Annotated in this window: 10 protein-coding genes; 5 read left to right on the top strand and 5 right to left on the bottom strand. The window is 34.0% G+C overall.

Annotation, left to right across the window (positions count from 1 at the left end; translation table 11 throughout):
- Positions 1 to 34: 34 nt before the first annotated feature.
- Positions 35 to 589 carry a dTDP-4-dehydrorhamnose 3,5-epimerase gene (gene rfbC, locus BQ3481_RS09745; RefSeq protein WP_157928084.1) on the bottom strand — a complete coding sequence of 185 codons (555 nt, stop codon included), beginning with the start codon at positions 587 to 589 and terminating at the stop codon, positions 35 to 37.
- A 274-nt stretch (positions 590 to 863) separates the two neighbouring features.
- Here rfbC and BQ3481_RS09740 point away from each other — a divergent pair, with 274 nt between their 5' ends.
- The 3 genes from BQ3481_RS09740 (at position 864) to BQ3481_RS09730 (ending at position 5,632) form a co-directional block, all read left to right on the top strand.
- A complete protein-coding gene (locus BQ3481_RS09740) occupies positions 864 to 1,907 on the top strand; it encodes a glycosyltransferase family 2 protein (protein WP_157928083.1) in 1,044 nt (347 codons plus the stop codon).
- A 79-nt stretch (positions 1,908 to 1,986) separates the two neighbouring features.
- Positions 1,987 to 2,877 carry a glycosyltransferase family 2 protein gene (locus BQ3481_RS09735; protein ID WP_157928082.1) on the top strand — a complete coding sequence of 297 codons (891 nt, stop codon included), beginning with the start codon at positions 1,987 to 1,989 and terminating at the stop codon, positions 2,875 to 2,877.
- Positions 2,878 to 2,899: 22 nt separating this feature from the next.
- Positions 2,900 to 5,632: a polysaccharide biosynthesis C-terminal domain-containing protein gene (locus BQ3481_RS09730; RefSeq protein ID WP_157928081.1), complete on the top strand. Its 2,733-nt coding sequence runs from the start codon at positions 2,900 to 2,902 to the stop codon at positions 5,630 to 5,632.
- A 5-nt stretch (positions 5,633 to 5,637) separates the two neighbouring features.
- On the opposite strand, the gene BQ3481_RS09725 is transcribed toward BQ3481_RS09730, so the two are convergent.
- The 4 genes from BQ3481_RS09725 to tes all read right to left on the bottom strand — a co-directional run bounded on the left by BQ3481_RS09725 (position 5,638) and on the right by tes (position 10,322).
- The gene (locus BQ3481_RS09725) at positions 5,638 to 6,543 is read right to left on the bottom strand and encodes an NAD-dependent epimerase/dehydratase family protein (protein ID WP_157928080.1); all 906 of its coding nucleotides are present in this window, start codon (positions 6,541 to 6,543) and stop codon (positions 5,638 to 5,640) included.
- Positions 6,544 to 6,555: 12 nt separating this feature from the next.
- Complete coding sequence (locus tag BQ3481_RS09720) at positions 6,556 to 7,554, bottom strand: SDR family NAD(P)-dependent oxidoreductase (RefSeq protein WP_157928079.1); 999 nt, start codon at positions 7,552 to 7,554, stop codon at positions 6,556 to 6,558.
- A gap of 13 nt (positions 7,555 to 7,567) precedes the next feature.
- Positions 7,568 to 8,596 (bottom strand): glycosyltransferase family 4 protein, encoded by a 1,029-nt coding sequence (locus tag BQ3481_RS09715; RefSeq protein ID WP_157928078.1) that lies wholly within the window; start codon positions 8,594 to 8,596, stop codon positions 7,568 to 7,570.
- 61 nt (positions 8,597 to 8,657) lie between these two features.
- Positions 8,658 to 10,322, bottom strand: a complete 1,665-nt coding sequence (gene tes / locus BQ3481_RS09710; protein ID WP_173848102.1) for a tetraether lipid synthase Tes — start codon at positions 10,320 to 10,322, stop codon at positions 8,658 to 8,660.
- A gap of 130 nt (positions 10,323 to 10,452) precedes the next feature.
- On the opposite strand from tes, the gene BQ3481_RS09705 reads away from it, so the two are divergent.
- Both BQ3481_RS09705 and BQ3481_RS09700 read left to right on the top strand, forming a co-directional pair.
- Positions 10,453 to 11,232, top strand: a complete 780-nt coding sequence (locus tag BQ3481_RS09705; protein WP_157928077.1) for a TrmB family transcriptional regulator — start codon at positions 10,453 to 10,455, stop codon at positions 11,230 to 11,232.
- A 10-nt stretch (positions 11,233 to 11,242) separates the two neighbouring features.
- Positions 11,243 to 11,683: a metal-dependent transcriptional regulator gene (locus tag BQ3481_RS09700; RefSeq protein WP_157928076.1), complete on the top strand. Its 441-nt coding sequence runs from the start codon at positions 11,243 to 11,245 to the stop codon at positions 11,681 to 11,683.
- Positions 11,684 to 11,696 lie beyond the last annotated feature (13 nt).

Genomic DNA, 11,696 nt, shown 5'->3' with positions numbered 1-11,696 from the left:
ACAATAGAAGTAATCGTGTATTTTTTATAATTTATTAATATACAAAATCGTTATCAGCGTTCTTCAAGAAAGGTAGTTGTTGATCTTTTTTTATCATTATAGGATTGTCTATGGGCCATTTGATCTTTAATTCAGGATCACTCCAAATGATTCCTCTCTCATGATCTAGGGAATATTCTGAGTTTACCTTGTATGTTACGTATGCATCATTACTTAGCACACAAAAACCATGAGCAAACCCTTCTGGAACATAAAGCAATTTATGATTTTGAGAAGACAATACTTCCCCTATCCATTTCCCATATGTTGGTGAATCTTTACGAATATCAACGGCAACATCAAATATTTCTCCACTTGTTACCATTACCAATTTAGCTTGAGCTTTGTGATATTTTTGATAATGTAATCCTCGTAACACTCCCTTAATAGAATAAGAAAAGTTGTCTTGAACAAATTTTGTTTTTATCCCATTATCAGCAAATATAGATTCTTTGTAGATTTCTGTAAAAAAACCTCTTTCATCAGAATATGCCAGAGATTCCACAAGTATTACTTCAGGAATTTCTAATTTTGTGAATTTAAATGACATGAGATATAATGATGTGAAGAAGATAAATAGATTTCAATATGTTTTGGTCAGATGGAGTATCTATTGAAAATCTTTAGATATCATATATTAGAAACTAAAGCTGCTTATTGTTAAATTCTTTCGATATTAGGAGATACAGCATTTGTTAGTAATATCAAATAGATCCTTTCAAATTATGAATCAGACACTACATTAATTAGAAATACAAAAAACCATAGAAAAATGGATTTTATTTACCAATAAGATTAGATACATGGAATTCAATTTAAAAAAAATGGGAATAAATGAACCTCTTATAAGCATCATAATTTTAAATTACAATTCTGGAATTTTACTTTCACAATGTGTTGAATCCATCATGAAAAGCAATTACACCAATTATGAAATCATTGTTGTTGATAATGCTTCTCACGATAATAGTCATACGGAGTGTAAAAAAAAATTTCAAAAAGTCTTTTTAATAGAAAATAAAGAAAATGTAGGATATTGTGAAGGAAACAACATAGGATTAGAGAAAGCAGATGGAAATTTCATAATAATTTTGAATCCAGATACAACAGTAGATAAGCAATGGATAGAAGAATTCATTAATGCTTATCAAAAATTTGGCGAAGGACTATATCAACCAAAATTATTAGCCATGGATGACATTACAAGAATCAATAGTGCTGGAAATATGATTCATATTTTTGGTTTTGGTTTTTCAAGAGGAAGAGGAGAAAAGGACAATGGTCAATACGATCAGCCTCAGAAAATTGGATATCCGTCTGGAGCTTGTTTGTTTACATCTAGAAAAACAATTGAAAAAATTGGAAATTTTGATACTTTTCTCTTTGCATATCATGATGATTTGGACCTTGGATGGAGAGCTGCAAAGAGTGGAATTGATTCCTATTACATACCCTCAGCAATCGTATATCACAAAGAGAGCTTTAATTTTAAATGGAGTTCAAAAAAATTCCATTTACTTGAGCGTAACAGACATTATTGTCTATTAACCAATTATTCAAGAAAAACATACAACAGCATACTACCATATTTGATTCTGACCGAAATCACAATATTGTTTTTTTATATTTACAAAGGTTTTATCAGAGAAAAAATATCGGCATATGCAGATATTCTAAAGAACAGAAAGTATATCGACTCAAGATATAAAGAACTAGAAAAGAAAAGAAAATTTTCAGATAAACATGTAATTGAGAAATTTGTAGATGAGTTAATGGTTCCTAAAGAAATATCCAGCGGAATGACAAACAAATATTTCAACAGATTTCTTTTATTAATGAGTAAATATGCAAGAAAACGAATACGATAGGGTAAATAATGAGTCTTTAAGTAATCACCTATTCAATCAACCTTAATATAAATACAAAAAAAATAGCTATCAAGAAAAAATGAAAGTGATAATAGGATTACCTGCATTTAATGAAGAAAAAAATATTGCCTCAACTATTGCGAAATTACAAAAATTTTCATATACTATAGTAGTATGTAATGATGGTTCTTCAGACATGACTGGAACAATTGCTGAGAAGATGGGAGCTCTAGTAGTAAATCATCAAAAAAATTTAGGATATGGTGCAGGAATACGAACTCTATTTACCAAAGCAAAAGAATTGGACGCAGACATGTTAGTAACATTTGATGCTGACGGACAACATCGAGTAGAAGATATTGAAAATATAATAAGACCAATCGAAACAGGCGAGGCGGATATCGTAATAGGTTCAAGATTTTTGAACAAAACCAATGATACAAACGTACCCAAATATAGAAAAATAGGAATCAAAGTAATAACAAATGTTACAAATTCTTCCATGAATTTTAAAATAAGTGATTCACAAAGTGGATTTAGAGCATATAACAAGAAGGTCTTAAAAGAAGTTACTCCTTCAGAGTACGGAATGGGAGTATCAACAGAGATCCTGATAAAAGCTAACAAGAGTGGTTTTCGGTTTAAAGAAGTTCCAATAACCATATTGTATGAAGGAGAGACTTCAACGCACAATCCTGTATCTCACGGAGTTTCGGTAATACTTAGCACTATGAAATTTATCTCAATAGAACATCCATTGAAATTCTATGGCATACCAGGAATGGTCTTCTTAGCAATCGGATTATTTTTTATTGTCTGGACTATTCAGGCATTTACTGCCACGCGCCAGATCATAACAAATATCTCATTGATTGGAATAGGAGCAATAATTTTAGGTACAATGTTGACAATGACTGCAATTTTGCTTTATTCATTGGTTAACGTAGTACGAGAGCGCCATTCTGATTAAGTCCCAATAAGGATATCAAATTATGAAAGACGATTTGAACAAGATAAGAAGTATTGTAACCAGGTTTAAAGATTTAACAACATTAGGCATTGCAAATATTGCATCTGCAGGAATTTCAGGTATTTTTTGGTTTTATCTTGCTTCAATTCTTGGAACTTCAGAATATGGCAGACTAAGCTACCTTATCTCAATAGGAAGTATTGCAGGTGTAATTTCATTTTTAGGTGCTGGAACAACAATAACTGTATACAGTGCTAAAAACGAGAAGATACAGGCCACATTATTTTCCATAATTACCATTACAAGTGCCATAGGTTCCATAGTAACATTTCTGATCTTTCATGATTACACCGTAAGTTTGTACATCATAGGCTATGGCATCTTTAACGTAACTGTTGCAGACATACTAGGAAAAAAACAATACAAAAACTATTCAATATATATGATAACTCAGAAAATTCTTTGGGTTGGTTTATCCCTATTATTTTATTACATAATAGGTTTTGAAGGAATAATTCTTGGAATAGCATTTTCGTTTTTGGCATACTCGTTTGTAATCATAAGAGGTTTGAAAGAAACTAAGTTTTCGCTATCCATGTTAAAAAGTCATTTCAGAATAATGATGAACAACTATGTTTTGGATCTTTCAAGAGCTTTTGGAGGAAATATGGACAAATTAATAATTGCGCCACTACTTGGATTTTCTTTATTAGGAAACTACCAACTCGGTCAGCAATTTCTATCTTTATTGAGTTTATTACCTACAGTTGTTTTCCAATACATATTACCACATGATTCTAGTGGTAATGCCAACAAAAAGTTAAAAAAATCCCTGATTTTATTTTCAATAGGTCTTGCGGTTATTGGTATAATAGCTTCCCCCATAATCATTCCCCACCTATTTCCAAAATACACCCAAGCTGTTAGAATCTTTCAGATTATCAGTTTAGCAGTAATTCCAGCATCCATAAATTTGACATATATATCTCAATTTCTTGGCAGAGAACAAAGTAAGATAGTATTAATTGGATCAGGGATTTCACTGGCAGTTGCGATACCGTCTATTATCATACTAGGAAAAATATATGGTATCAATGGAGCCACTTTTGCCATAGTATTATCAGGATTCATTGAAACAGCTTATCTTGTATATGTGGATCGTTTGATAAATAGAAAATCACAGGCTGAGAACATTTCTAAACAGACACAAAATATTAGTTTAGAAGATCATAGTGAAGTACAAGAAACAAAAATTTTTTCGTTAAAACACATAATTCTTTCAATTGTCATAATTTTTTCAGCTGGATTATTTCTAAGGATATATTATTTTCCATACAACATTCCGTTGATTCTTGATGCATTACAATATTTTTCATATGCAAGTGATGCAACAGTCTTAGGACATCTGCCAACAAGTTATATTTTTGCAAACAATGGATGGCCTGCCTTTTTATCATTATTTTTTTCCTTGTCACATTTTAGCAATGTCTTGGATTACATGAATCTACAGAGAGTATTAACAGTCTCTCTTTCAGTATTAACAATAATTCCGGTATATCTTCTCTGCAGAAGATTCTTTTCTCCAGTTTATGCAATAATTGGCGCTGCAATTTTTGCATTTGAACCAAGAATAATACAAAATTCCGAATTAGGTATAACAGAACCACTTTTTATCATACTAGTAACACTTGCACTGTTTTTCTTTTTTAGTTCTAGAAAGAATCTGGTGTATGTCTCCTTTGCTTTAGTAGCATTTTCTACTCTAGTTAGAGCTGAAGGATTCTTTGTCTTTTTACCATTTTTGATAATGTTTTTTGTAAGAAACAGAAAAGGAAAAAAAATAATACTAAACTGTCTTTTAGTAATTTCTATTTTCATATTATTGATTTTGCCAATGGTAGTTTATAGAATTCATACAACAGGAAATGATGCAATAACTGGTAGGATACTTGCTAGTACTGGTGATCTGAGAACACAGATACAAGAAAATGGATTTAAAAGTTATTTACAATCATCTACCGAAAACATACTAAAACTGTCAGGCTGGTCATTGATACCAATGTTTATCCTAATTCTACCGCCAGGTCTTTATTTCATTTTAAGAGAGAGAAATTTAGACAATATTTCAATTATAACAATAGCAGTTTTCATGAGTTTACCTGTACTTTATGCATTTTCAGCAAATCCAGATACCAGATACATCTATCCCCTCTTTCCTTTGTTTTGTGTTATTTCATTATTTACAATAAAGAAAATTGTAAACCATCAAAAAAATAAGAATGTAATATTATTTCTTGTCATAGGATCAATAATTGTATCATCAATTATTTTTCTCGATTTGAAGAAGATTGATTATGATCATCAGGAAGAATCATTTATGATTGCACAGAAAGTTACAACAATAGCAAAAGGTGTTAATGATTATCATCCTGAGGATGCATATATCACTCCTGCATCATTGCCAGAAAAATGGCCTGTTTTAGAATCATCCATAGATTTTAAAACCATTACAATTCCAACAAAGAATTTTACATCACTTACAGAATATATCAAATTTGGCAAAGGCAAAGGCTTAACCGATTTAGTTGTAGATGGCGCGAAAAATAGACCGGCCTTTCTCAATGATGTGTATTATCATGACAACAAGTATCCTTTCCTAACCAAGATATTTGATTCATATAATGAGAAATTCAAATATCATCTTAAAATTTATGAGATAAATTATGAAAAATTAAATTCAGAGATAATAAAATAATCTACTTAGAGATTTTTTACATTTTCTTTTAACCAGTCTTTTAAGATGGTTTTTGGTTTCCAATCGAGTAGTTCTTTAGCTAGATCAACATTAGCTTGACTAAATCTAATATCACCTTCTTTAAATTCCTCATAAATTGGTTCAGATTGCATGCCAGACAGTTGCATAATCATTTCTGCCAATTCTTTAATCGAGGTAGCAATACCTGAACCTATGTTGATAAATCCACAAGTTACATTACTTTTCATGGCCAAAAAGTTTGCAGCTGCCACATCGTTTACTGATACAAAGTCTCTTACTTGAAAACCATTCCCATTAATCAGAAGAGGTTTTTTATCTAGTGCATTATCTATGAATTTTGTTATAACACCAGCATAGTCTTTGGTTTGTCTAGGTCCATAGACATTAAAATATCTCAATCCTATCACTGAAACTCCTAGTTCATAGTACTGTGCACACAAGTTTTCAGCCTTTAACTTGGAAAGACCATATGGATTCAATGGTCTTCTCTCAGCATCTTCTTTGATTGGAATTTTTTCAGGATTTCCATAAACACTTGCGCTACTTGCAAATACCACTTTAATCTCAAACTCTTTTGCAGCTCTTAGAATGTTTTCTGTGCCTTGTACATTAACACGCTCGTACTCTTCAGGTCTTAAAAAAGAATCTTGAACCGAGGTGAGAGCAGCATGATGAAAAATTCCATCAATATCTTTGACTGCTTCTCTTAATTTATCATAATTTAGAATATCAAATTTGAGAAAGTCTATTTGGTCTAGTACTTTAGAAAGATTTGCTAATTTACCGCTAGAAAGATTATCTATTATTTGAACCGAATGACCTTTACTTGAAAGAAATTCTGCAAGATGGCTACCAATAAACCCAGCACCACCAGTAATTATGAATTTCATGATATAGAAAAATCAATAAATTTTCTTAAACATGGTTACGACTTCATCTTTTGGAAGTGGTTTAAGATTTTTAAAATATAATTTAATGTCAGTTGGTTTTTTTGCCCCAACATAGTCAGTCATTTTATATTTTTTAAATAACGATGGAATAATGAAAAATTCTTTTGTTTCTAGTGCATGTTCCATCTCAAAATCATTCATCAAATCTTCTAATAGTTTTTCTCCTGGTCTTATACCCAAAATCTTTGTTTCAATTTTTTCAGGTTTGAATCCATAGCGTGGCGCAAGTATACTTTTCATGGTCTCAAACATATCTACCAATTTGATTACTGGCATCTTTAGAACAAAGATCTCTCCGCCTTTTGCAATTTCTGTTGCAGATATGATTAAATTAACTGCATCTTCCTTTGTCATGAAAAATCTTTTCATTCTGATATCAGTTATTGTAATTGGTCCTCCTTTTCGGATCTGCTTTTCAATTCTTGGCAATATAGATCCACGTGTATGTAAAACATTACCAAATCGGACTGAACAAAATATAGTTGAGATGTCTTTATGTGCCTCTGATGAGATTAATTTTTCTGCAAGTAGTTTGGTTCCGCCCATAACACCAATAGGATTTACCGCCTTATCGGTACTTATCAAAACTACTCTATCAACATTTTCTTTCAAAGATGCTTGAATTACATTGTTAGTTCCCACAATATTTACTCCAAATGCTTCAAGGGGATAAAGCTCACATCTATCCACATGTTTCAAAGCTGCTGCATGAAAAACAATATCAACATTTTTTACAATTGAATTAACTGTATCAGCATTTCTTACATCTCCAATAATAAATTCAATATTATCTTTATTATATTCTATCTCCATTTCATAAAGGCCATTTTCATCATTACTGAAAACCTTAATTTTTTTAGCACCATCTAAAAGAGCTTTTTTTACTAGTGCTTCTCCTATTGAACCTGTTCCTCCAGTTATAAGAATTGTTTTATTTTTTAGTATTTTCATTTACAATACCATACTATGACCTGTTTAAAATCTCATTGTATAACTTTAGATAGCTTTTACCAACTACCTTCCAATCATATTCTTGGACTGTCTTGAATGCATTCTCTGCCAATTCTTTTCTTTTTTTATCATCGGACATTAATTCAAGAATTGCTTGTAGTAGCCCTTGAGGATTATTAGGTTCCACCAGATACGCATTTTCCATATGACGTAATGCATCCTTGCTGCCTCCCGCAATCGTAGAAATAAGAGGTACCTTGCATGCCATTGCCTCCAACCTAGTATAGCTTAGCCCCCCTTCCATTATAGAAGGCTGTATAACAATATCAGATCCACGCATGATTTCGATTGTTTTTTGTTTTTCTTGATATCCAAGAAAATGAAGATTCTTCTTGTTCTCACATGCCTTTTTTACAAGCTCTTCTTCAGGACCACTTCCCAAGAGTAACAGATGAATATCATCAGGTAGTTTTTCAGCCATTTTGAGTATGTCCATTATACCCTTTTCTCTTGACATCCGGGCAGCATAGACTATCTGTTTTTCATATTTTCTATCAACACCAGTTGGCAGAGAGGAAATATCCATCGCGTTTGGAAGATAATGTACAGCATATCCCATTTTTGTATAATGGTCATACAATTCATGTGATGATACAGTTATTGCATCAGCCCAACCTAGAGCATATTTTTCAAAACCTTTTGCCACTTCACCCACGGTATTTCCATGTAGAAGTTCCACTTGTTCATGATGTACTCCATGCAAGGAAAGAATTTTTTTTGCATGAACACCTTTTAGTGCAAGAGCCGCAGGAGGATTTTGCGCATGCACAATGTCATAGTCTTTTTTGAACCGAGTCTTCAAAAAAGAAGATATCATAAAACTCGGGTTTTTTAATTTTCTAACTGGAATTGTAAATGTATTTTCAGACGATATTATATCTACTTGATGCCCATTTTGTTTCAAGAAATTTACCAGCCCCTGAACATGTCTTGCCACTCCTCCAATCCCTTGGTGTGTTGGTGAAACAATCAGTATTTTCAATATCTAGAAAATCTTATCTCGCTTGTATTAAGGTATTAGATGAAAAATTAAATCTATTTCTCTAAGACAAGGCTTGTGATGCTTCATGCATCATCTGGCTCTTTGCACAGCCTGCTGCAAGCTCGTCACCAGAACCTCTCCTCATTATTCCTCGGTATAGACCATCTTCGAGTTTTACTCCGACTCGCTTCTCCCATTCTTCTACTGAAATGGAGTATTTCTTTTGGATTCTGTCTCTGTACCACTCTGGAATCACGTTAAAGGCACAGAATGGAACAATTCTCAAGTCTGGTGTGAGATAGTGAATATCACATCTTTGGAGTCTTTCAAGGTCTTCGTTGTACTTGTCCTGAAAGTGCATCATGCCCAAGAACAATCCCTTGACATGCCATGAGCCTACAGAGTTGAATGATCTCTTCATCAATATACTACCGAACATCTTTGCCAAGTCAAGACCTGCTGGCTGTTTCTTTTTATCGATAAAGCTTGAAAGTTTTCTTACCACTTCGAGCATTGTAAAGTACTTGTTCTTTCCAGACTTGATTTCTTCTGCCTTGTCTTCAAAGAGTTCTAGCATTCCCTGAATGTCAGCAAATCTTGTCAGTGGGACAAACTTTTTGGTTTCAGCATCTTCAAAGATGTATGTTCCTGCACCACATGCAAAGTGGATTGAGAGCTCATATTTTGGCTTGCTAGAAAATGCTTCAATTACATTTGTTAGAGGCATGCAGCTTGGAACTGGGAACCAGTCATCTACTGTTACTTCACCATTTGTCTGTTCCTCAATTCTTTGGATACAGTCTGGTATTGTGATACGATATTTTTCACGCTCTTTCTTGCCCATTCTTCCAGTCAATGATACAGGCTGAAAGTTTACTGCGTGAACTACATCTAAATTCTTTTGAGCATACCTGATAATTGGACCTAGTTCATGGTCATTGATTGATTTTATTACAGTTGGAACAAACACTACGGTAGTTCCTGTCTTTCTTGCACTCTCTAGTGCATACGGAATTTCCCAGTGATTCTTTGGATTTGTTCTTGGGGTTACACCGTCAAAACTAAGATAGAGATTATTTACACCTGCAAGTCTTACTTCCCTCATTGCTTCTGGGTCTAGTGCAAATCTTATTCCATTTGTATTCATCTGGATGTGATCAACACCCTCTTCTTTCATTATTTTGATAACATCAACAATGTCTTCTCTGAGCATCGGTTCACCACCAGTAATTTGCATTGAATTTCCCGGAATTGGTCTTTCCGCCTTTAGTGTCTTCATCATTGCTCTTACTTGGTCTTGTGAGGGTTCATACATGTATGCACCTTCAAGTCCTTTCTTTACATAGAAGAAACAGTACCAGCATGTCAAATCACATCTGTTTGTAACTATCATGTTTGCAAGTCCACTGTGGGACAGGTGGTTAGAGCACAGACCACAGTTGTTAGGACATGAACACTTGTCAATCATTACATTTGGAGCATGTGCACCTTTTCCGTCAATCCAATATGTACTGAATTTTTTGTACATGTCATAAGAGCCAAAATAGAGTTCTTCGCATTCTCCGTGTGTTGGACAAGTCTTTGTCATGAAGACCTTGCCATCCCTCTCAAAGACCTCTGCATCAAGTATCATATTACATTCAGGACAGATACTCTGGGTAAATCGTATAGTTGATTTCTTTCCTAGAGTAGGAGTCTTTTGATTAGATATTTGGATTAATTCCATGTCTTATACGCATATCTTAGTAGATAGTATTTAATCCATTTCCTACTAGACACCAGATGAATAGGTAGGTTACCTCCTCACAGAAAATCAATTCTAGACATATATATCAAAAGAGCCTCCGATCATAGAGATGAGTCTCTCTGACAAGGCAAGAAAATCACTGGAAAAGATAGGCCTTACAAGCTATGAAATCAAGACATATTCTTCGCTTTTAAAAACAGGTCCCATTACTGCCTCCGATCTGAGTCAGAAATCAGGTGTGCCATATTCAAAGATCTATGAAGTTCTAGGCACCCTAGAAGAGAAGGGGTGGATAGGCTCTGATGATTCAAGACCAACGCAATATTTTGCAAAATCTCCAGCCACTGCAATACAGACATCAAAGCAGCAGATGGAGACAGAATTTAGAAATAATGAAAACATTGTACTCAAAGAACTCACCCCGCTTTATGAGCAGAGTGGGATAAGCGAGCGTCCAGACATTTGGATAATTTCAGGTGTGATAAATATTGCAACAAAGATTCTTGAGATGGTAGATTCGTGCAGAAATGAGGTAATGATTGCAATCCCAAAAGTTGCAGAAGAGCTGGCAAAAGAAGCCTTGCCAAAGATCAGACTATTGCATGACAGGGGAGTTGATATTACAATTCTAGTCTCAGAAGACGTTGAAGCTGATACGCTAAAGTCATTATCAAGGTTAGCAACAGTAAAAGTAAAGAAGGGTCTCTTTGGAGGAGGAATTATTTCTGATAAAAGATATGTCGTGTTACTGCTTGGCGAGGAGCTTGGCACAACGGGAACAAAGGAAGCAGTTGCCATATGGGCAGACCACTCTGGCCTGGCAGGCTTTGCCCGTGAATATTTTGAATATCTCTTAAAAGAATCAAAAGATGTAAAATCAGGCAAGTAGGATACCAGTCATGGAAGATCAAGAAGTTTTGTTTGTTGGAACTGCCGAAGCAGAACATGTCGAGATGTATCTCAAGGCAATATGGCACATCAAGGAAGATGGAAATCCTGTAAAAATTAGCACCATCGCCAAGATGCTAAACGTAAGACAGCCAAGTGTAGTACAGATGCTAAAAAAATTAAACGAGTCAAAACTTGTAAATTACAACAAAAGCGGAGTCTCGCTTACTAAAAACGGTGAGGAGATAGGCTCTAACATGATGCGAAATAGCAGACTGCTTGAGGTACTAATGGATAGCGCTCTAAAGGTAGACATTGATGAAGAGATGGTTTGTGGGATTGAGCACCACATGAATGTACAATTTACAGACGCACTATGTACAATGCTCAAGCATCCAAGAAAATGTCCACATGATAACGACATTCCACGCGGAAATTGTTGCAAGAATTAATGAGACAACATAT

The organism is Candidatus Nitrosotalea okcheonensis (genome assembly GCF_900177045.1).
GTDB lineage: Archaea > Thermoproteota > Nitrososphaeria > Nitrososphaerales > Nitrosopumilaceae > Nitrosotalea > Nitrosotalea okcheonensis.
Note: the sequence above shows the minus strand (reverse complement) of the source record. Positions and strands in the feature narration are given on the sequence as shown.

What these genes read in the sequence shown, in the direction of transcription:
- rfbC (WP_157928084.1), bottom strand. Translation starts at nt 589, where the DNA reads ATGTCATTTAAATTCACAAAATTAGAAATTCCTGAAGTAATACTTGTG.
- BQ3481_RS09740 (WP_157928083.1), top strand. Translation starts at nt 864, where the DNA reads ATGGGAATAAATGAACCTCTTATAAGCATCATAATTTTAAATTACAAT.
- BQ3481_RS09735 (WP_157928082.1), top strand. Translation starts at nt 1,987, where the DNA reads ATGAAAGTGATAATAGGATTACCTGCATTTAATGAAGAAAAAAATATT.
- BQ3481_RS09730 (WP_157928081.1), top strand. Translation starts at nt 2,900, where the DNA reads ATGAAAGACGATTTGAACAAGATAAGAAGTATTGTAACCAGGTTTAAA.
- BQ3481_RS09725 (WP_157928080.1), bottom strand. Translation starts at nt 6,543, where the DNA reads ATGAAATTCATAATTACTGGTGGTGCTGGGTTTATTGGTAGCCATCTT.
- BQ3481_RS09720 (WP_157928079.1), bottom strand. Translation starts at nt 7,554, where the DNA reads ATGAAAATACTAAAAAATAAAACAATTCTTATAACTGGAGGAACAGGT.
- tes (WP_173848102.1), bottom strand. Translation starts at nt 10,322, where the DNA reads ATGGAATTAATCCAAATATCTAATCAAAAGACTCCTACTCTAGGAAAG.
- BQ3481_RS09705 (WP_157928077.1), top strand. Translation starts at nt 10,453, where the DNA reads ATGAGTCTCTCTGACAAGGCAAGAAAATCACTGGAAAAGATAGGCCTT.
- BQ3481_RS09700 (WP_157928076.1), top strand. Translation starts at nt 11,243, where the DNA reads ATGGAAGATCAAGAAGTTTTGTTTGTTGGAACTGCCGAAGCAGAACAT.